Genomic DNA, 21,738 nt, shown 5'->3' on the forward strand with positions numbered 1-21,738 from the left:
TCCATGACTGATCACGACTTATCTAAGCCTGACATCCGTAAAGCAAATGACTGCCCACCCTTACCGGTCGGTGCCAGTATGCTTGACCGTGTGGTTTATTGGCTTGGGCTAGGTTTAGGTAGTGGTCTGCCGCGCCGTGCACCTGGCACTTGGGGTACTGTTGGTGGGTTAATCATTGCCATACCATTGTTGAGTTTGGGCTTTGTACCTTTTCTCATTTTGACAATTCTATCTTGTATTTTGGGCGTTTGGATTTGCGGACGCACTGCTGAGCTAATGCAAGGTCACGACGATCCGCATATCGTTTGGGATGAGTGGGCTGGTATTTGGATTACCCTACTACCCTTGTCTTATATGGGGATTGCTGACGATAACTTTTGGCAAAATGTGTCTCAAGAGCTTTCTATTTTCGCCATTGTTTTCGCTTTTATCTTATTTCGATTTTTTGATATCGTTAAGCCGCCACCGATTGGATGGGCTGATAAAAGGGTTGCTGGTGGGTTAGGCATTATGCTTGATGACATCATCGCCGGTATCATGGCAGCAGTAGTATGGGTAGCGGTTATGTTTGGCGTGCTGTTATAAGCTACCCTAACTACCACGATACTGAGCTAACTACTCTACAACCGCTAATCCCAGCAACGTTATCAATTTGAACGCTACTCTTCTGCATAGATGATTGATTTATTGTTAGCAGGTTGCATTACAAAGCCTGCACATCACAGTGTTTTTCTAACTGAACATTTGCGCTATAATCCAATATTATATTTTGTTACATTTGCGAGCCTATTATGACATCTCCTCTTTCTGTAATTATTTTAGCTGCCGGTAAAGGCACACGTATGCAATCGGCAAAGCCAAAGGTATTGCAGACATTGGCTGGGAAGTCTTTATTAGGTCATGTGCTAGATACTTGTCATCAGTTAACTGTTGATGAAACCATCATTGTTCATGGCTTTGGTGGCGATCAAGTAAAGTCAGAAATTACCAATCAATATACACAAGCACCGATTACTTGGGTTGCTCAAACTGAGCAATTGGGAACTGGCCATGCGGTCAAGGTGACACTGTCTGATTTACCCAAATCAGGACAAAGTCTCATTCTTTACGGTGATGTACCATTGGTAAGCTGTCAAACGCTAACGGCATTAAAAACTGCCAATACTGATGGTATGTCGATGCTGACGTTGACTGTCGATAATCCATTTGGATTAGGTCGTATTAAGCGTGACCAAGCAGGCAATATTGAAGCCATCGTTGAGCAAAAAGATGCCGATGCTGAAGAGCAAAGTATTAAAGAAATTAACAGCGGTATCTACTGCGTCGATAATGCGTTACTGCACAAATACTTGCCTGAGCTTTCTAACGACAATGCACAGCAAGAATATTATCTGACGGATATCGTTAAAATGGCAGTTGCCGATGGTATTACTATCGCGGCAATTGAGCCTGAGCATACGTTTGAGATTGAAGGGGTAAATAACCGTCAACAGCTTGCTAGTCTAGAGCGTACTTGGCAGCGTAAGCTAGTTGCTGACTTGCAAGAAGCTGGCGTGCAATTTGCTGATCCTACCCGTGTCGATATTCGTGGTACGTTAACCGCTGGTCAAGATGTGTTTATTGACGTTAATGTGGTATTTGAAGGTGACTGTACCTTAGGTAACAACGTCTATATTGAAGCAGGCTGTGTTATTAAAAATGCCAAGATTGGTAATGCCTGCTACATCAAACCGTATTGCGTGATCGATCGTGCCGATATTGGTGCTGGTGTTGATATCGGGCCTTTTGCGCATTTGCGTCCTGATACCGTACTATCTGATAACAGCAAAGTTGGTAATTTTGTCGAAATTAAAAAGTCGACTATTGGTCAAGGCAGTAAAGTAAATCACTTAAGCTACGTCGGTGATGCAACAGTCGGTGCAGGCGTGAATATCGGTGCTGGTGTTATTACCTGTAATTATGACGGTGCTAATAAATCACAAACCATCATTGAAGATAATGCGTTTATCGGCTCTAATGCTAGCTTAGTCGCGCCAGTGACGATTGGCGATACTGCTACTGTGGCCGCTGGTTCTGTGATTACCAAAGATGTTGATAGTAGTGCATTGGCATTTGGTCGTGCGCGTCAGGTACAAAAAAATGACTTCCAACGACCCACTAAAAAATAATTGCTCATTGGTGGTTTAGCCAACCTCAGTCATTTTTGAACCGATCTAAGCAGTACGGCAATCTTTGTGGTACTGCTTCATCATACTTATCTGTTGATGACTCATCATTAATGTTCAACCAAATTTTTGATCTTGCACCACTATATATTGAACTACTAAAATTTAAATCTAAGGAATAGCCATGTGTGGAATTGTAGGCGCCGTTGCTGAGCGAAATATCGCTAATATCTTACTTGAAGGCCTAAAGCGTTTAGAATATCGCGGCTATGACTCAGCTGGTCTGACCGTTATTCGTGATGGTGAACTACACCGTGAGCGCCAAGTGGGTAAAGTACAGGCACTGGTTAATGCCGTCGCTATCAATCCAGAGTTTTTTGATGGTCATATCGGTATTGCTCATACGCGCTGGGCAACCCATGGCGAGCCAGCACAACGTAATGCGCATCCACACGTGTCAGGCAAGATTGCGGTCGTTCACAATGGTATCGTCGAAAACTACGCTGAGCTGAAAGAAGAGCTAATAGCCAAGGGCTATGTGTTTACTTCACAGACAGATACTGAAGTTGTGGCGCATCTAATCCATGATATTTACAAAAAAACGCCTGACTTGTTAGAAGCGGTCCGCACCATTATCCCGTTACTGCACGGTGCTTTTGCATTGGGTATCGTCCACGTAGATTGCCCTGATGAGCTCATTACTGTACGTCTAGGCTCACCTTTAGTGATTGGTGTCGGTATCGGTGAGAACTTTATCGCATCAGATCAGCTGGCGTTGCTACCGGTGACTAACCGCTTTATGTATCTAGAAGAAGGTGATATCGCCAAATTAACTCGCAATAGCATTCAAGTTTATGCAGATGGTGTTGAAGTCCAACGTCAAATACATGAAATTGATGCAACCCAGCACAATGCCGATAAAGGCGAGTTCAAACATTATATGCTCAAAGAAATTTATGAGCAGCCAGATGCCGTCGCTCGTACGATCGAGATGGCTTTGGACAATGGTGAAACGACTAAACTACGCGACGATTTTTTACAGCGTCATGAGACACTGTTGTCAGGTATTCGTCATGTACAAGTGATTGCTTGTGGTACCAGTTATCATGCCGGTATGGTCGCAAAATACTGGTTTGAGAACCTTATCCGTATACCTTGTTCCGTCGAGGTTGCCAGCGAATTCCGCTATCGCAATCCTGTCGTCGTCGATAATACTTTGGTCATCTGTATTTCTCAATCTGGTGAAACGGCTGACACCTTATCAGCGTTACGTGATATCCAAAAGCAAACGCCAGCAGGCTTAGTCAGCTTGGCATTATGTAATGTACCGACGTCATCGCTGGTACGCGAAACAGATATTTTCTTACCAACGTTGGCAGGGCCTGAGATTGGCGTTGCCTCTACCAAAGCATTTACCACTCAGCTTGTGGCCTTGATACTATTGATATTAAAAGTTGGTGTCACGCAGAAACGCATGACTGACGAACACCTAAATACGTTATTAAGTGAGTTACATCAATTACCAGGACAACTCTACGCCAGCTTAAACCTTGATGGTCCTATTAAGACCATGAGTGAAAGCTTTGAAGATAAGAAAAGCTGTCTATTTTTAGGTCGCGGGCTACAGTTCCCGATTGCGCTAGAAGGTGCGTTAAAGCTAAAAGAAATCTCTTACATTCATGCAGAAGGTTATGCGGCAGGTGAACTCAAACACGGCCCATTGGCATTGGTCGACAAAGACATGCCCATCGTCGTACTAGCGCCTAAAGACAGTATGTTTGATAAATTAAAGGCCAACATGCAAGAAGTGCATGCGCGTCATGGCGAGCTATTTGTGTTCGCTAGCGAAGCCAGTCAAATGGTCGCAGAAGATAGACTACATTTAGTATATGTGCCTGATGTTTGCGAGACGCTTGCCCCTATTGTCTACAGCGTGCCTGTGCAACTGTTGTCATACCATGTAGCAGTGATGCGTGGCACAGACGTCGACCAGCCACGGAATTTGGCAAAATCAGTCACGGTAGAATAAGAAGAATTACTCTACGACAGCTCTGAAAAAGATAATTATTTACCCCTGCTATTGTGAACTCAGTAGCAGGGGTTTTTTACGATTTTAAAATGACCTACTAGCAATTTAAAAAAGTCGTAATAATTGCCTGAGCAAAAATTAAATAAAAATATTTAGACCCAGCTCCAAATAATCCTCATATTTTAAAAATTGGTAAAAGGTAGAGTTTTAATACAAAAAAATAGTGACACTCTATTTATTAATTAGAGTATCACTATTATTATGCTTATTTGGTGGCTTATTTTAGTTGCCTGTAACGACGTTTAGTCTCTCTCTAACACCACTCTATAGCGAGCATTACCACTCTCTAGTCGCTCAAACGCTTCATTAATCTCAGACATTTTGTATGTTTCAGTGACTGGCTGAATATTATGTCGCGTAGCAAAATCTAACATTTTACGCAGCGTCGCTGGTGAGCCAACTGGCGAGCCTGATAGACTATTCTGAGCCATAATCATTGGTGCAGCCGATATCTCTAGTGGCGCTTCTAACAGTCCAACAAAATGCAGTTTACCTTTTGGTCTTAGCGTCTTGATCACGACATCCCAGTTCATATCAACGTTGACTGTTGAGATGATTAAATCAAAAGAACCTGCGGCTTTTTCAATTTCGCTATCGTCTCTTGAGTTTAGTGAATGGTGAGCGCCCATCTCTTTTGCTTCTTCCATTTTTGATTCACTGGTAAATGCCGTCACTTCACAGCCCCACGCATTGGCAAACTGCAATGCCAAATGACCCAAGCCGCCAATACCAATTACAGCCACTCTAGAAGTTGGTTTGATGTCATATTGCATAAGTGGGTTAAACACTGTGATACCGCCACATAGCAGTGGTCCTACCGCGTTAAAATCAAGCCCCTCAGGTATCTTGATGACGCTAGTATCTTTTGCGCGTACCTTATCTGCAAAGCCGCCGTGGTTACAAATGATCGTACCTTCTTGCTCAGGGCATAGGTTGTGGTCTCCATCGATGCATAGATCACAAACGTTACAGTATCCTTTATGCCAGCCAAGTCCGACTTTATCGTCCAATTCTAGATGCTTGACGTGCTTGCCCTTATTGAGGACTTTACCTGCAACCTCATGCCCACCGACAAACGGATATTGAGTCATACCCCATTCATTTTGCCACATTGATAAATCACTATGGCAAATACCGCAGCTATGTACTTCGATTTCTACTTCATGATCGCCTAGAGCACCTGGGTCATATTCATAAGGCTCAAACTTGCCACCTTTTTCTTTTGCTGCGTATGTATTAATCATAGTTATTCCTTATTTTCTAGTTTTTTAGAGATTAGTTTGTAGAGATTGGTTTATCGTTCTAGTAGCTACTTATCTATTAGTAAAATTAAAATAGTGCTATAAGATATAAACAATTTCTTCAATTAATTTGATTGGACAGACTATAGAAAAGACTAACCCAACTAATCCATTCAACTTACCAGTTTTAGACTAACGTCATACAAAGAGTCATACTTAATAGGCAGTAACTCATCAAAAATACTGCTTATCGTCAGAAATATTGCTTTGTTACTTATATTGCTTTGTTACTTGTACAGTGCACGCCTTCCTCGATAACCTGTCAGTTTTGGCGTATTCATTACCTGCAATAAGAGACAGATTATCATGAGTGACATTCCTAGCCAGCCGATATGAGAGAATGTTTCACCGATTATAATGATAGCCAATATAGTGGCCACGATAGGTTCTAACAATGTGATAAGTGTCGCTTTGCTCGCCTCGATCTCTCTCAACGCTTGACCAAAAAGTAAATAACCAAAGAACATCGGCGCAATTGCCAGATATAGGGCAACGCTTATATGTTTTGCATCCAAAAACAGGTTTCCCCCAGTTAATAATAATGATGGCAACAATAAGATCGCCGACAGACCAAACATACTTGCCATCGCTGATTTAGAATTTACCCCGTTCTCTATCATCTGATGTGCTGTCCATGAATATGTGGCATAGGTCAATCCTGCGACTAATCCTAATAAAATGCCTAATATTCGATTATTCGCTTGTGCGTTTATATCTAAATATTGGGTTTTCCCTAAAGTCAGTAAAATAACGCCAACCACACCAAATATAAAACTTACCACCCATCGACTAGTGACTCTTTTATTGCTAATCAGACGCTCCATGACGACAGTGAAAAATGGCGCGCTGGCAATTGAGATCACTGTACCAATAGCGACACCTGCCAATCTCATAGAGGAATAAAAAGCTAAAGGATAGATAGCAACGCATAGGCTACCGATGAATAAGAGACTGGGTTTAGAAAGTAGTTTCTGTCTATCGCTTAATAAATTATTCTTAGCATTCAATACTAGCAATACACCGCCTACCCCCATCGAAAACGCACCAACGGCTAATGGACTAACGTCAGGTATAAAAGCAGAGACTGTACCTGTCGTTCCCCAAAGGACACTGGCAGCTATCACACATAAAATAGCACTTAGACTAGATTTATTCTGCAGCATAGTAGCTACCTCTAACGTTATAATGAATAACATTATTATAGAGAGTTATAGACTACTGTTTTTGCAGGTTGGACGGTTTGTATGTCTGGTTAGACGTGTTTTAATTTGGAAGGGGCAATACCGAAATATTTAGAAAAGCGGCGGCTAAAAGCACTAACATCCGTATAACCAACCAGTTCGGCTATGATAGCGATAGGTGAATCAGTATGTAGTAACAAAGCTTGAGCCTTTTGCATTCTAATCTTTGTAATGTACTCAGTGACGGTTTGGCTTGTTTGCGATTTGAAGTTCTTTTTAAACTGTGTGGCACTGAGACAAGAGATATCCGCCAACACTTCGACAGAAAGGTTTTTAGCAAAATTGTGGTGAATATATGCTACGACTTCTCTAATTCGAGCGTCATATTGCACAAATAGATTTTGTTGTTCTAGAAGTTTATAAAAGGTATCAAACATCAACTTCTCGACTTCAGGGTTGATTTGATACCTTAACTGACTTTCTGAAAACTCCAAAAATGCCAACAATGGCGAACTGATAGAAAAGACAATTTGTGATGAATGAAGCACGTTTTCTGGCAATAGATCTGTATCCACAACAATAAACTTTGCATTCTCTTCAGCGCTAAAGTAGTGTTTTTCATTTGCCTTGACGACAACACATTCGCTTGGGATAACTTTTCCAGTATAGCTCCCAACTTCGATATTGATTGCCCCTCGCAAAGGCAAAACAATCTGATGAAAGTCATGAGAATGCCCTCTAGTCTGACGAGTATATGATCTGATTGAGAGCGTGTTAATCATACAGCGTTTTCCAGATTGCTATTATTGTGTCGTGTCTTGGCCAACTGTTTGGTTAGCTATTTGGCTCTCTATGAGAAGTAACTATTAGGAGTCACTAGGCTTACCATGTGGAGCCAGCCATTTAGCAAACCATCCAGATAAATCATCCATCAAGGTATAGACGACAGGAATGACAACCAAGCTCAATAGCGTAGAAGTTACCAGACCACCCAATACCGCTGCTGCCATCGGTCGCCTAAAAGTAGGATCTGCATCGCCCCAACCAAATACCAATGGCAACATACCTGCACCCATCGCAATGGTCGTCATGATAATAGGCCGTGCACGCTTGCGGCATGCATCTACGATAGCTTCAAAGCGTGCCAGCCCTCGGCGCTGGGCAATCAACGCGTAATCGACCAGCAGGATTGAGTTTTTGGTCGCAATACCCATGAGCATAATAAAGCCAATCATCGAAGGCATTGATAAACTGCTATTGGTAATAACCAAGCCAACAAATGCCCCACCGATCGATAGAGGTAGCGCCATCAGAATGGTAAAAGGCTGCAATAAACGGCCAAAAAGTAGAATCAGTACGCCTAAAATACAAACCACACCGACGGACATCGCAATGATAAAGCCACTGAAAAGGTCTGCCATGTTTTCGGCTTGACCCTGATCGATGATGGTAATCGCAGGCGGCAGTTGCTGCATGGTCGGCACTGCTTTGACCGCTTGTACCAAATCGCCAAGCTCGCCACTCGCAGGTTGTACCGTGATACTAATGGCACGCTCTCGATCCAATCTACTAATCTGCGCAGGCCCAGTGCCAAAGTCTAGCGTAGCAACCTCACCGACGCGTACGCCTTGACCTGCAGGCATAGTACTCGGCACGTACAAACCTTCTAGCTGATTAACATTTTGCTTAGCTACATCTGGTAGACGTACGACGATTGGTACTTGGCGCGTATCAAGATTGAGCTTGGACAATTGCTGCTCGTAGTCGCCTACGGTCGCCACACGTAGAGTCGTAGCGATATCTTGCGTGGTCACCCCTTTATCAGCCATTGCCAATCTATCTGGCGTTACCGTTAGCTCTTGGCGTGGTAAACTGCGATCACTGGTCACAGCGCCTGCACTTGGCAGACCTCGAATCTCAGACATGATTTTTTGTGCAGTTTGTTCAAGCAGTTGCGGATTGGTACTAGTCAATGAAAAATTATAGCCGCTCTCACCACCACTCGATAGCCCGACTGTAAACCGTGCTCCTGGCACTTCTGTCATCAGTTTGCTAATTTTGCGCTCTATCTCTTGCTTGGTGCCTCGTTCTGCACGCGGGGCAAGTACGATATCCAAGCCCGCGATGTTTTCAGCCTTACCGCCGCCACCATCTGACGCACCCATCGACGCCTGCGCCTCTCCCACTGAGGTAAAGATATTGGTCACCTCAGGCATGGCCAAAATACGAGCACTTGCTAGCGCCGCCACGCGCTCAGTATCTGCCAACGATACGTCAGGTGTCAGCTCAATAGCCACTCGAGTTTGATCGATATCATTATCAGGGATAAATGACGTGGGTAGCAGCTTAACCAAAGCTAATGAGGCTACAAATAAAACAAGCGTTGCACCCATGGTTAGCCAGCGATGATGTAGGGTCCAAGACACAATTTTAAGATAGTACTTCATCATCGCGCTTTGTTTTTCGACGTGCTTTTTCTCAGGTCGTAAGATATAAGCTGCCATCATCGGTGTAATCAGGCGAGCTACCATCAGCGAGGCAAAAATTGATAAGGCAGCCGTCCAACCAAACTGACGAAAAAACTGTCCAACGATACCGCCCATAAAAGCCGTTGGTAAAAACACCGCAATCAAAGTGAAAGTGGTAGCGACGACAGCGAGACCGATTTCATCAGCGGCTTCCATCGCTGCTTCATAGGGCGTCTTGCCCATGCGTAAATGGCGTATGATGTTTTCGACTTCAACAATTGCATCATCGACCAGCACCCCAATGACTAATGATAATGCCAGTAGTGAGATGATATTAAGACTAAAGCCAAATAAATACATGCCCAAAAAGGTTGGAATCACTGATAACGGCAAAGCGACCGCGGCAACAATAGTCGCTCGAATATTGCGCAAAAACAGGAAGACTACCACTACAGCCAACAGACCACCCTCGATGAGCATTCTTAATGAGGCTTCATAATCTTCTGCAATGGGTGTCGCTCGGTCATAGACTTTTTCAATACTGATATTACCGACATCCGCTGTCAGCTTGGCAAGCTCCTCATCAACCAGCTCCATCACATCGACTTCACTGGCACCGCGCGAGCGAGTGATGTTAAATGCCACCACGGTTTGACCGTCCAGCTTAGCAATCGAGCTTGGATCTGCTGCGCCGTCAGTGATTTCTGCCATACGACCTAAAGCTTGTGTGCCCCCCGTAGGAACAGCCACTTGCAAATCGTTTAGCTCATTTGCTCGCTCAACAGCACCGAGAACACGGATGGTCTGAGTCGTATTGCCAACTTCCGCCTCCCCACCAGAACTGTCTTGCTGGATACCAGCGATTTGCTGCGATAATTGCGAAATAGAAAATTTCAAACCACTTAACGCAATCGGGTCGGCAGCAACCGTGATTTCACGCTGCAACCCGCCAACACGGCTCACGGTACTAACGCCTGGTATGTCTGATAGCCGCTTGGTAACGGTATCATCAACAAACCAAGATAAATCCTCCACGCTCATATTCTCAGCAGCGACAGAGTAAGTAACCACTGGAAACCCAGCAGTAGAGACTTTGGTAATAATAGGATCATTAGCCGCAGCTGGTAGATCACCACGTACTTCACCGACTGCTGACCGCACATCGTCTACCGCTTCTTGAATGTCTTTTTCTAAGGTAAATTCGGTGGCAATGGTCGCCGCACCTGTCTGTAACGTGGTACGAATATGACTCACGCCTTCGATACTGGTCAGTTTATTTTCAATCTTTTTGGCGATATCGTTTTCGAGCTGTGAAGGCGCAGCACCTGGTAGCGTCACCGTCACCACCACTGCTGGCAAGTCTATGTCCGGAAACTGCTGGACTTTCATTTTCATGAAACCGTAAATGCCGCCCAACGTCAGCAGCACAAACAGCAAGATAGCAACGAGCGGGTTTTTAATCGAATAAGCGGAGACGTTTAAGCTCATGGTTGTGCCTGCACTGGCTTACTGGTTTGAGTTACACCATTAACAACGCGCACTAGGTCACCATCATTTAAGAAGCTGCCGCCCTGTTTTACGATACGACTGTCACTTGGCAAAGGCTCTAGCACTGCTACGCTCTCGCCCAATCGGTCACCCAATGTCACTCGCTGCTGCTTGATACGTCCCATCGACCGATTGTCTCGAGTAGTCGACTCGGTAACGAGCATCACATAGTCATAACCATCATTACTGACCACTGCGCTATTAGGAATCGTTTGCGTACTGGTACTTCCTAACAGGAATTCACCTGTTTGATACATGCCTGCACGTATCTTTGAGTTGGCAGCTAGGCTAGCATAAATCGTAATTTGACGGTTGTTGTCTGCGGTGGGCGCGATGCGATTTACTTGCCCCATCACTGTATCACCACCCGGAAGACTGACTTGTACAGGCGTACCGACGTTTATATCACCGATAAGCTTAGGATCTATATCTGCTCGCCATTCCAAAACCCCGCCTTTGATAATTGTAAATAGTGGATCCCCGCCTGTCACTTGACCGACTTCTACTATTTTTTCACTGATAATACCGCTGACAGGAGCGACGACTTTTGCGTTCTCTAACGTCAAACGCTGATTGCTCAAACGGGCTTTAGACGCTTGCAAAGAAGCTCTGGCACGGACTTCCGAGGTACGGTAGCGGTCGGCTTCTTGTTTGCTGATGGCATCGATATCGATCAATGGCAGCACACGTGCAGCATCAGCGCTGGCATTGGCAAGGGTGGCTTCCGCTTCTGCGACATCTGCTTGCGCCTGTAGTACTTGCTGCTCCATAGCATCCGTATCGAACACGGCTAAAACTTGACCCGCTCTGACGCGGTCGCCTTCTTCGACCAAGATACGCTCAATAGCCACACCATTGACTTTTGCACTGACGTTCGCAGTATCTTTAGCATTGATGGTTCCATCGGCACTGAGCGTGCTACCGATATCATCTTGGCTTGGACTGACTGTTTCTACTGAGAGTACTGATTGCTCAATACTGGCGTCACTGCCTGTTGCTTGATCGTTTGCGACAGAATTAGCAGTTGCTGACTCATCTGCAGCGGCACTACCATCGTTGCCCCAATACTTACCAAGCAGCACCCCTATCACTAGTACGGCTGCCAATACGGGCCATAACCATATTGGTGGTTTTACAGATGGCCTTTGAGATACAGTGTCAGGTTGACGATACGGCGGCAACTCAGATTCAGCTGACGGCTTAGAATGGGTTTCTTCAAAATCGCTCATGATAATTCTCTGTAGGTACAGTCAATATTGAAATACTCGATATAGAATGACTAAAAATATCAATCATTCACAGCAATAATAAAAAGTGGCACGCAATCGAAGCAATGTTTGGATAGCCTTATACAGGGCTATGAGCGTTACTTACAGAGAGTATTACGATGTTCTCTAAAGCACTGTTTATTATTATAATAGTTCATCAAATTATCGAGAATAGCATATATTTAGTCATCATCTTATTTTTATATATAGCGTCTAGCGTTCATAAACTTAATTGAAACTTAGATCGAATATCTGTGCAATGTTCAAGGCATATCGACCAATTTAAAGAAATAAAAGCGCATGTAGTCAATCGCTGAATATCTGATGTATTCAACGACTGACTATGGATGGAGTGTTGTCTATAAAGAATGTTAACGTTGTGGCCACGCTGTTTGATTATATCCAGAGCTAGGTTCAATGACATATTAAACCCACTTACCGATACTGATACTAAGCACTAAGCACTAAGCATTGATTACTAGACACTGGGTACTAGGCATTGGTATAGCGACTTGCCTCGGGCATCCAGCGATGAATCAATTGGCTGACATCTGCTTTTCGTGCAGGGTCTGCTATCAAATGCTTCGCTAACCGCTGAGCAATAGCAAATAATTGCTCATCACGGATTAGATCAGCCAGATAGTAACCAACGTTACCTGTTTGACGTTTACCTAACAGCTCTCCTGGCCCACGTAGCTCTAAGTCTTTTTGAGCAATGACAAAACCATCGGTACTATCGCGTAGGACATTTAGTCGCTCAGTACCTGTCTCTGATAGCGGCTTTTGATATAACAGTACACAGAAGCTTTTAGTCGAGCCACGTCCGACTCGCCCGCGCAGCTGATGCAATTGTGATAGCCCTAAACGCTCCGCATTTTCGATAACCATCAGCGATGCATTGGGCACATCGACCCCTACCTCGATGACAGTTGTCGCAATCAACAAATCCAAATTACCTGCTTTGAACTCCTGCATGATGGCTTGCTTATCAGCAGACTTCATCTTGCCATGTACCAGTCCAATACGAATATCTAGACGTTCAATTAAATCCTCATAAATGGCTTCAGCTGCCTGCGCATCCAATACGCTAGAGGCCTCTACCAGCGAGCATACCCAGTATGCTTGCCTGCCCGCTTCGCAATTAATCGCAATACGTTCTATGACTTCATCGCGTCGATTGCGATCGATGGTTACTGTCGTAATTGGTGTACGCCCCGGTGGCAATTCATCGATGATTGAGGTATCCATATCGCCATAGACGCTCATCGCTAGGGTTCTTGGAATCGGTGTTGCAGTCATGATTAGCTGGTGCGGGGTACTATTAGCGACGCCTTTATTAGTCAATGCCATACGCTGCTCAACACCGAATCGATGCTGCTCATCAATGATAACCAAACCTAACTTAGCGAACTGAACTTGCTCTTGGAACAATGCATGAGTACCAACGACCACTTGCACGGTATTTTCTGCGACAGCTTCCAATGCTTCGCGGCGCTGTTTGGCCGTTTGCTTACCGGCGAGCCAACCGACACCAATACCTAATGGCTCAAACCATTGCTTAAAATTCAGTAGATGCTGCTCTGCCAAAATCTCAGTCGGTGCCATTACCGCGACCTGCCAGCCACTATCGAGCGCATAGCCTGCCGCCCCTGCTGCAACCAATGTCTTGCCAGCACCCACATCACCCTGTACCAATCGTAGCATCGGAATTGAGGTCGCCATATCCGCAGTAATGTCTTTCATCACTCTTTTTTGCGCACCCGTTAGATCAAAAGGCAATGCAGAAAACAGCTTATCAGCAAGAGGACTGTTGATAGTGCATTTGGGCGCTTTATGCTGATGTAGCTGCTGGCGACGATATAGCAAACTGAGTTGATGCGCAGTCAACTCTTCAATAATCAAGCGCTGGCAGGCCGCATGCGTACGGGCACTAAGTTGAGTTAATAGTTTGTATTGCTGAGACGCGCTGGTATAAGTAGGCGGCGTATGCAGCAGTACCAATGCTTCAAATATCGTTAAATTATAGACATTGTGCTGAGCAATACTGGCAGCGACGTTATGTATATCATTATCTGCCTGATAGGTAGAAGGATTGGGTTTATATACGCTATTGCCAATCGCATTGCTAGTCACATTGTCAGGTACGCTGCGTGCTAACGTCGAAAAAATATCTTCGGTATATGCAGCCTCTGACACCGCTGATTTGGATGGCTCAAAAGGCACTAATGGCAAATCGGATACAACTGCAAAATCTTCAGCCGTAAACAATGTCATCGGCAGACCTTGGCTCCGAACTGTTTGCAATGCCAGTTTAATTAAAGTGCGCAGCTTGTTTTGATGTAAACCTTTGACAGTAGGATAAATAGGCTGCAATCCCGTATCGGTCATGACTGTATTGTCAGTGATAACTTGATATTCAGGGTGATGTATCTGCTTACCGTAGCGGCTGACTTTGACTTCACCAAACAGCTGTAAACGTGTTCCCAAATTCATGGTCTGTACCAGACCACGATAGACCTTAAAAAACCGTAACGATATTGTACCCGTATCATCGTCCACCGTCACAGTCATCCCACTGCGCTTGGTATCGACATGGACGATATGACCAGTAATTAGCGCTGACTGTCCATGCTCTACATCTGAGATTGATACCAGTCGACTACGATCCTCATAATCACGGGGCAAATGTAATAGCAAATCGAATATCCGCTTGATATTCAATTGCGCCAACTGCTCTGCGACTTTTACCCCCACACCTGCTAGCGCAGACACTGGCATATCTAGTGCTGACAGCGGCATGTCAGATCTAAAGTGATCTAATGAGTTGGCTGAGGCATGACTCTCCGATATTGGCATTAAAGATCCTAACAATATTATTTTTAATTTTTGTATGCTAAATCGAGCATTTTTAATAGACCGCATATAATGGCTTATGCCATAAAATAGCGATAACGATAGTACGTATAAAAACATCGACTCATTTCATTATAGCTGACAATACAATTGCTTATGCTAGGCTATTTAGTAAAATAGCATCTATACAGTCCATCTACTATAGATAAACCGCTTCTCCTCATCATACCAATAACTGATGTCTGATTTTTTGAGTTCTGGCAATTTCGTAAGGTGTTTCTCTATGCTTGTTTCTATTTTGCCTCGTCAGTTTCGTCACAATCTGATTCGTCATAATCTAAAAATACTGAGGTTGAGTTTAATACCTATTCTCGGTTTTTATATTAGTGCGTGTAGCACGTTGACATCTACTACTCCCAAAACTCCAGAGCCTGTTATTAAAGCCCCTACTGTCGCACTGGTGTTGGGTGGTGGCGGTGCAAAAGGGTTTGCCCATGTGGGAGTCATTAAAGCGCTAGAAGAAAACGGTATCAAACCAACATTGGTAGTCGGGACGAGTGTGGGTAGCTTGATTGGCAGCTTATACGCCAGTGGTTACACGCCGGCACAGCTTGAGCAATTGGCATTGACTACTACTGATAGCCAGCTCACAGACTTTACCTTGTCCAATCAAGGTTTTATCGAAGGTATTAAGTTAAAAAACTTTATCAATAGCAAAGTGAATGCGCGTGCCATAGAGGATTTCCCTATTGCTTTTGCGGCAATCGCAGCAGAAAAACACACTCTGAAGAAAACAGTCTTTACCATTGGTGATGCTGGACTTGCCGTACAAGCATCCTGTAGCGTACCCAATATTTTTATTGCCCCGCGCATTCCTGAAAAGGTTGGTAAAAAATATGTCGATGGCGGTGTGGTCAGTTTAGTACCCGTAGATAGCGCCTATGACTTAGGTGCTGACATTGTCATTGCTGTAGATGTAACGGGAGTTCAAGGCAGTGATAATACTAATAATCAAATACCGACTATTAACTCATTGAGTGACTTTTGGGGCTTTCTAGAAACCAATATTCTAGCTACCAACCTGACTGCTAAGCGCTCCGCATCAAGTCAGAGCGAACGAGATCGAGCGGATATTGTTATTACTCCCAATGTCGGTCGTAACAGTTCGATAGATACTAGGCAGCGGCGCAGTCTAATACAAGCAGGCGCTCAAGCTACAACGCCACAAATCAATGCCATTAAACAACTTATCCAAGAGAAATCTAGTAGCCAATATACCACGCTGTAGCTCAGTATTTTTACTTACTTATCAGTAAAATTATCAAACGTCCTAATACACAGTAAAAAAGCACCGCAGCTATAAACTGTGGTGCTTTTTTATTGATAGCTTTCAGTACTAAACGGATAGTATTCAGTGCTAACTACATCAATACTAGCTAAATTCTAATTCAAAAATTCAGGACTATTTGACACGCGCGCGATATTTTACAGCGACAGTATCATTTAGACCTACGCCTTCTAGGTCCCAACGTACCGCTTTATAGTATTTAAGCGCGACGTCTTGTAGCTGATTATCTACTTTGGTACGTAGTGGCATACGAGCAAAATTATTGCCATCTACACTGCCGTACGGGAATTCAGGAGCAACCGTTTTTAGCAGTTCTACCTGCTCTGGGATACTCATCGTAACGGTCATTTTACGTACGCGATCTGCATTGGTATTGGTAAAGTATCCTTGATACTCCAATACATTGCCTGACTGCAAACGAGTATTGGTATCTACAGGGACGAGTACTTCTTGACCATTGGCATCAACGCTGACCAACGACGCTGTAATTCTGCTGTTAACGGCTTGAGCACTTGAGTTGCTGCTCTTGTTGGTAGTTGCTTGAATAGCCATTGAGCTATCAACCGCTTGCTCTGGTGTTGGCAGCATTGCTGAAGCTTGTGTAACGACCATTGCACCGATAAGCGTACCGGCAACAACGTGAAATAAGCGGTGGCCGCTCCAAGCACTGAACGGGCTAGCAAACTGGTTACTTTTTTTCATGATTTTCATTATCCCTGGTTGATATATCGGTAAAACACAGATGGTGCAACTTAAGTTATTTTTATAATTTGTTCAACAGATAAAAAGCATTACGATGTATATAAGATATCGCTGTAAAATAGTTCATGCAATCTATGAAAAACCTGAACTCATTTATCTAACCTGATTATCTTCGCTCAGCATCTGTAAAGCAATAGCGCTTAGCATAACAAAAAGCATTTGTACGTACATTAACCCAGTGTTGAGGTTGTGTATATCAGCGATTGGCAATCAGAATGCTTGAATACAGCTGAAATAAAAGATAGCTCATAACCGCGTTTTTTGCTATGGTAAATCTTTAGCGTTAGGCATTTTTTTGCTGCGCCCCTTTTCTTATTCTAACGACTACTGCTCCCATTATGACTACTAGCTCCATGCCCCAGATTAACCCTGAATACGTCCATTGGTTCCGTAACTCTGCACCCTACATTAATACCCATCGCGGCAAAACTTTCGTGATCATGTTTGGTGGTGAAGCGGTCAATCATGCGAACTTCAGCACACTTATTCATGATTTTGCCTTGTTGCATAGCTTGGGTATCAAGCTGGTACTGGTACACGGGGCACGACCGCAAATTGAAAAGAACTTAAAAGACGCTAACATTGAATCGCCGCTACATCAAGACATCCGTATTACGCCACGTGCAGCGATGCCATCTATCTTACAAGCCGTTGGTGCTATTCGTTTACAGATTGAAGCTCAGCTATCAATGGGACTGGCCAACTCTCCGATGTATGGTTCGCGTATCGATGCGATATCGGGTAACTTCGTGACAGCGCGCCCATACGGTATCCGTGAGGGTATTGATTACCAGATGACGGGTGAAGTGCGTTCTATCGATGTGGAAGCCATCAAAAACAACCTACTTCATGACCATATCGTTGTACTAGGCTCGATGGGCTACTCTGCGACTGGCGAAGTATTTAACTTATTAGCGGAAGATGTGGCTCTAAGCGCTGCTGTAGCACTGGGTGCTGACAAGCTTATATTCTTAGGCGAAGAAGCAGGTATCAACGACGACGATCGTTTATTACGTGAAATGATTCCAAACGAAGTTGATCGTTTCTTACGTGATCGCGATTTAAATTGCGAAATCAATTATTTCTTGAATTGTGCAAGCTTGGCCTGTCGTCAAGGTGTCCATCGTACGCATATTATCTCGTATGCCAAAAACGGCGCATTACTAGAAGAGCTATTCACGCGTGATGGTTCTGGTACGTTGATTAGCCACGACCCTTATGAAGAAATTCGCCGTGCCAATATCGATGACGTGGTTGGTCTGATTGAGCTGCTGTCACCTCTAGAAGAGCAAGGCATCTTGGTCAGTCGTTCACGTGAGCGTTTAGAGCAAGAGATTGATCACTATAGTGTGATTGAGCGTGATGGTATGATTTTGGGCTGTGCAGCATTGCATACGCTAGACTCAGAGTCAGCAGAAGTCGCCTGTGTTGCCGTACGTCCTGAGTACCGTAGTGGTAGCCGCGGTGCAGATTTGTTAGCGTTTCTAGAGCAGCAAGCACGCAGTCATGGCTTGTACAAGCTGTTTGTTTTGACCACTCGTACTGCGCATTGGTTCGTCGAGCAAGGCTTTGCTGAAGTTGAAGCCAGCGCTTTACCTGAAGCACGTTTAGAGCAGTACCATAATGGCCGCAACTCTAAAGTCTTTCAAAAGAATCTATAATTTATCACCAACTTGATATCAGCTTTGTAAGATCGAGATCAGTCTGAGATAAAATATTAGTCGTAAAAAAAGCCTTCATAATTATATGAAGGCTTTTTTAGGTTAAGTACCTAAACAATATTTGCTTTAGATACTTATTTTACTTTTAATAGCTCAACAGTAAAGATAAGCGTGCTGTTAGGCTCGATACCAGCGTTACCCGCTTCACCATACGCGATGTCTGATGGGATATAGAACTCGTATTTTCCGCCTTCTTTCATCAACTGTAGACCTTCAGTCCAGCCAGCGATTACTTGGTTTAGTGGGAACTCGATTGGCTCACCGCGCTCATAAGAGCTGTCAAATACTGTACCATCAAGCAATTTACCTTCGTAGTTTACTTCAACCACGTCAGTTGCTTTTGGTGATTTACCAGTACCTGCTTTGATAACTTTATACTGTAAACCAGACTCTGTTTGCTTCACGCCTTCTTTTTTAGCGTTTTCTGCTAAGAATGCAGTACCAGCGGCTTTATTTTCTGTCGCTTTGGTTTCCATGTCTTTAACAAACTGCTCTTCTTGCTCTTTTTGATAGTCCATCAATACTTGTTGCATTTGCTCTTGGGTCAATGCTGACTCATTGCCTTCGTAGCCATCACGGAAGCCTTGTTCAAAAGTATTTAGGTCTAGATCTTTGACAGCGTCTTTATTGCCTTCTGCCATCATGAAACCTAAGCTATAACCTACTTTTTCACTAGCTGAGCTTTGTTCAGTAATGGAAACGCTTTGAGCGGCTGTTTCTTGATTGCCATTGTTGGTGCTACAGCCTGTTACTAACAACATAGCGCTAGCAAGTGCACTAACGCCTAAAGTAGTGATTTTTTTCATAAAGTACTCTCTAATTGTAAGAATAGTGGCGAGATGTCACATTCCTCTATAATAACAAATCTTAGTTTTGGGAACCACGCTTTGCACGAAATTATCGGGCCAATGTATAGTCTATGTTAATATCTTCTATCATAATAACAAGTTATCACACAAATATAGTAACAGGTAAAGCTTTCTGTCTTTAAATCCATCAATACATCAGCTAAGCTGAATTAGTTAAGGAGATAAGTAACCGAGCGTTAATTTTTATCAAAAATAAGCAGATATCGATAGCGAAGTCACTTTAATATAAATAAGAGATACTGCTGATAATAATTTATGCTCAAAAACGATAATATCTCTATATAACTGATTCTAAAAATACTATTTATGACAACCATCTGTATGTCTTGCTCATTAATCGCTGTATGAACATTGTTTTTGGCGAGTTATATAAGATGCTTCAAGGAGGATAAGATGAACCCAATGTACACATCTTTTAACGGCTATCTCGGTGGACCTATCGGTTCCATCATTGGTGCTATTTTGATATTCGTTATTGGTTGGCTAGTAGCCCTTGGTATCGCAGCACTGGTACGCGGCGTACTCTCTAAAGTTAATCTCAATCAGCGTATGAACTCTTCAACAGGTAAAACCTACGACCTTGAAGGTATCATCTCCAAAATTGTTTTCTGGTTTATTTTCATCATTGCTATCTCAGGCGCACTTAGCCAATTAAACTTAAACTCTATCTCAGCACCATTCGCAAATATGGTTAATCAAGTATTGGCATTTATCCCTAATCTTATCGGCGCTATCGCACTTGGTGTGATCGGTTGGGTCGTGGCTACTGTTGCACGCACAGCGATCAATGCTGCACTCGCAAAAACCTCTATGGATGAGCGTTTAAGTGCACAAGCTGGTGTAAAACCAATGAGCAGTACGATTGCTGATATGGTTTACTGGTTCATCTTATTGGTTGTGTTGACCATGGTACTTGGTCAATTAGAGCTTGATGGCTTGTTCGCTCCATTAACTAACATGGTCGACAAAATCTTTAGCTTTATCCCTAATATCTTGATCGCTGGTGTGGTCTTCGTCGTTGGTTATATCATTGCCAAAGTCGTACGCGGCATCGTCACCAATCTTGTTTCTACTTTTAATGTACAAGAATTGGCATCAAAAGCAGGTTTAAGTGAGCAAAACAGCTTACCTAACATTGCAGGTTCATTAGCATTTCTTGTAGTTATCATTCCAACCATTATCGCTGCTTTAAATGCACTAAAAATCGAAGTAATTGCTCGCCCTGCGACCAATATGCTTAACAAAATCATGGAAGCCTTGCCAAACATCTTTATGGCAGTCGCTATCCTAGTAGTAACTTTCTATGTTGTACGCATGGTTGCCAACATCATCAAGGGTCTGATTGAGAACACTCAAATCAATCAATTACCTGCGAAAGTTGGTCTACAAGAAACCATGGGTGATAAGAAAATCTCTGACCTAGTTGGTTATGCGATTATCTTCTTCGCTATGCTATTTGCCGCTATTGCAGCCGCTGACTTGCTAGGTTTCGAGCCTATCTCAGCTATTATCACGATGTTTATCGCATTCGGTGCAAATATCATCCTAGGCGCAATTATCCTATTCATCGGATTCTGGCTTGCCAATATCATTGCAGGTGTGGTTGAACGTTCTGAGCAAGGTTCACAATTCCTAGCAAACATCGTACGTGTATTGATCATGGGCCTAGTATTAGCAATGGGTCTAAAAGCGATGGGTATTGCCGATTCAATCGTTAACCTAGCATTTGGTTTAACACTAGGTGCGGTAGCCGTTGCCTTTGCCTTATCATTTGGTCTTGGTGGTCAAGAAGCTGCAGCTCGTTTCCTACGTAAAATGCAGGACAAGATGGATCATGAGCGTACTGAAGCAAAAGCAAAATCTGCGCTACAGCCAAGTTCATCAACTCAAGAAAAAGTTGCTGATTCAGTTCGTGAAAACACGCCATCTGCTGCTAGCACACCTACCACTGATTTACGTACCGATGTAGTTGATACACCACGTGTTGATACTAATGACATTTACAACAGCGATGACGTACTTCCTGGTAGCGGTCTCAATGACGATATCAATAAATAAGTATTTTTTGATTGTTTAGTTTAGATACGAAAAAGACAGCCTAGGCTGTCTTTTTTTATGTCAGTAATTATATTAATAAATCTGTGGTTATTGTTATCGAAGCTCTT

14 protein-coding genes are annotated in these 21,738 nt (G+C 43.6%); 6 read left to right on the top strand and 8 right to left on the bottom strand.

Annotated elements, in window-relative coordinates:
* The first annotated feature begins 3 nt into the window (after positions 1 to 3).
* From I3249_RS04025 to glmS, 3 genes are all read left to right on the top strand, one after another.
* Positions 4 to 585 carry a phosphatidylglycerophosphatase A gene (locus I3249_RS04025; RefSeq protein ID WP_179799591.1) on the top strand — a complete coding sequence of 194 codons (582 nt, stop codon included), beginning with the start codon at positions 4 to 6 and terminating at the stop codon, positions 583 to 585.
* A gap of 206 nt (positions 586 to 791) precedes the next feature.
* Positions 792 to 2,168: a bifunctional UDP-N-acetylglucosamine diphosphorylase/glucosamine-1-phosphate N-acetyltransferase GlmU gene (gene glmU / locus I3249_RS04030; protein WP_238068719.1), complete on the top strand. Its 1,377-nt coding sequence runs from the start codon at positions 792 to 794 to the stop codon at positions 2,166 to 2,168.
* A gap of 181 nt (positions 2,169 to 2,349) precedes the next feature.
* A complete protein-coding gene (gene glmS / locus I3249_RS04035; RefSeq protein WP_102092126.1) occupies positions 2,350 to 4,194 on the top strand; it encodes a glutamine--fructose-6-phosphate transaminase (isomerizing) in 1,845 nt (614 codons plus the stop codon).
* Positions 4,195 to 4,496: 302 nt separating this feature from the next.
* Here glmS and I3249_RS04040 read toward each other — a convergent pair whose 3' ends face one another.
* The 6 genes from I3249_RS04040 to recG all read right to left on the bottom strand — a co-directional run bounded on the left by I3249_RS04040 (position 4,497) and on the right by recG (position 14,876).
* Entirely contained in the window at positions 4,497 to 5,498 is a 1,002-nt protein-coding gene (locus I3249_RS04040) for an NAD(P)-dependent alcohol dehydrogenase (protein WP_269137208.1), read from the bottom strand.
* Between the two features lie 284 nt (positions 5,499 to 5,782).
* Positions 5,783 to 6,718: an EamA family transporter gene (locus tag I3249_RS04045; RefSeq protein WP_238068720.1), complete on the bottom strand. Its 936-nt coding sequence runs from the start codon at positions 6,716 to 6,718 to the stop codon at positions 5,783 to 5,785.
* A gap of 89 nt (positions 6,719 to 6,807) precedes the next feature.
* Entirely contained in the window at positions 6,808 to 7,518 is a 711-nt protein-coding gene (locus I3249_RS04050; RefSeq protein WP_238068721.1) for an AraC family transcriptional regulator, read from the bottom strand.
* A gap of 84 nt (positions 7,519 to 7,602) precedes the next feature.
* Positions 7,603 to 10,692 (bottom strand): efflux RND transporter permease subunit, encoded by a 3,090-nt coding sequence (locus I3249_RS04055; protein WP_238068722.1) that lies wholly within the window; start codon positions 10,690 to 10,692, stop codon positions 7,603 to 7,605.
* Positions 10,689 to 11,981, bottom strand: a complete 1,293-nt coding sequence (locus I3249_RS04060; protein WP_238068723.1) for an efflux RND transporter periplasmic adaptor subunit — start codon at positions 11,979 to 11,981, stop codon at positions 10,689 to 10,691. Before I3249_RS04060 ends, I3249_RS04055 begins: the two co-directional genes overlap by 4 nt.
* Positions 11,982 to 12,512: 531 nt before the next feature.
* Positions 12,513 to 14,876 (bottom strand): ATP-dependent DNA helicase RecG, encoded by a 2,364-nt coding sequence (recG, locus tag I3249_RS04065; protein ID WP_238068724.1) that lies wholly within the window; start codon positions 14,874 to 14,876, stop codon positions 12,513 to 12,515.
* A 280-nt stretch (positions 14,877 to 15,156) separates the two neighbouring features.
* On the opposite strand from recG, the gene I3249_RS04070 reads away from it, so the two are divergent.
* Positions 15,157 to 16,161 (top strand): patatin-like phospholipase family protein, encoded by a 1,005-nt coding sequence (locus I3249_RS04070; RefSeq protein WP_238068725.1) that lies wholly within the window; start codon positions 15,157 to 15,159, stop codon positions 16,159 to 16,161.
* Between the two features lie 174 nt (positions 16,162 to 16,335).
* On the opposite strand, the gene I3249_RS04075 is transcribed toward I3249_RS04070, so the two are convergent.
* The gene (locus tag I3249_RS04075; RefSeq protein WP_238068727.1) at positions 16,336 to 16,923 is read right to left on the bottom strand and encodes a hypothetical protein; all 588 of its coding nucleotides are present in this window, start codon (positions 16,921 to 16,923) and stop codon (positions 16,336 to 16,338) included.
* Positions 16,924 to 17,321: 398 nt separating this feature from the next.
* Between I3249_RS04075 and argA the strand changes: the two genes are divergently transcribed.
* Positions 17,322 to 18,644: an amino-acid N-acetyltransferase gene (gene argA, locus I3249_RS04080; RefSeq protein ID WP_238068730.1), complete on the top strand. Its 1,323-nt coding sequence runs from the start codon at positions 17,322 to 17,324 to the stop codon at positions 18,642 to 18,644.
* 134 nt (positions 18,645 to 18,778) lie between these two features.
* Here argA and I3249_RS04085 read toward each other — a convergent pair whose 3' ends face one another.
* Entirely contained in the window at positions 18,779 to 19,510 is a 732-nt protein-coding gene (locus tag I3249_RS04085; protein WP_160023449.1) for an FKBP-type peptidyl-prolyl cis-trans isomerase, read from the bottom strand.
* A gap of 456 nt (positions 19,511 to 19,966) precedes the next feature.
* On the opposite strand from I3249_RS04085, the gene I3249_RS04090 reads away from it, so the two are divergent.
* Positions 19,967 to 21,631, top strand: a complete 1,665-nt coding sequence (locus I3249_RS04090; RefSeq protein WP_057762135.1) for a mechanosensitive ion channel — start codon at positions 19,967 to 19,969, stop codon at positions 21,629 to 21,631.
* Positions 21,632 to 21,738: the final 107 nt, after the last annotated feature.

Origin of the sequence: Psychrobacter sp. Ps1 (assembly GCF_022129425.1) — a bacterium.
Classification (GTDB): domain Bacteria; phylum Pseudomonadota; class Gammaproteobacteria; order Pseudomonadales; family Moraxellaceae; genus Psychrobacter.

Coding starts and splice junctions, on each gene's coding strand:
- I3249_RS04050 (WP_238068721.1), bottom strand. CDS start 7,518: ATGATTAACACGCTCTCAATCAGATCATATACTCGTCAGACTAGAGGG.
- glmU (WP_238068719.1), top strand. CDS start 792: ATGACATCTCCTCTTTCTGTAATTATTTTAGCTGCCGGTAAAGGCACA.
- glmS (WP_102092126.1), top strand. CDS start 2,350: ATGTGTGGAATTGTAGGCGCCGTTGCTGAGCGAAATATCGCTAATATC.
- I3249_RS04085 (WP_160023449.1), bottom strand. CDS start 19,510: ATGAAAAAAATCACTACTTTAGGCGTTAGTGCACTTGCTAGCGCTATG.
- I3249_RS04055 (WP_238068722.1), bottom strand. CDS start 10,692: ATGAGCTTAAACGTCTCCGCTTATTCGATTAAAAACCCGCTCGTTGCT.
- I3249_RS04075 (WP_238068727.1), bottom strand. CDS start 16,923: ATGAAAAAAAGTAACCAGTTTGCTAGCCCGTTCAGTGCTTGGAGCGGC.
- I3249_RS04045 (WP_238068720.1), bottom strand. CDS start 6,718: ATGCTGCAGAATAAATCTAGTCTAAGTGCTATTTTATGTGTGATAGCT.
- I3249_RS04090 (WP_057762135.1), top strand. CDS start 19,967: ATGAACCCAATGTACACATCTTTTAACGGCTATCTCGGTGGACCTATC.
- recG (WP_238068724.1), bottom strand. CDS start 14,876: ATGCCAATATCGGAGAGTCATGCCTCAGCCAACTCATTAGATCACTTT.
- I3249_RS04060 (WP_238068723.1), bottom strand. CDS start 11,981: ATGAGCGATTTTGAAGAAACCCATTCTAAGCCGTCAGCTGAATCTGAG.
- argA (WP_238068730.1), top strand. CDS start 17,322: ATGACTACTAGCTCCATGCCCCAGATTAACCCTGAATACGTCCATTGG.
- I3249_RS04040 (WP_269137208.1), bottom strand. CDS start 5,498: ATGATTAATACATACGCAGCAAAAGAAAAAGGTGGCAAGTTTGAGCCT.
- I3249_RS04025 (WP_179799591.1), top strand. CDS start 4: ATGACTGATCACGACTTATCTAAGCCTGACATCCGTAAAGCAAATGAC.
- I3249_RS04070 (WP_238068725.1), top strand. CDS start 15,157: ATGCTTGTTTCTATTTTGCCTCGTCAGTTTCGTCACAATCTGATTCGT.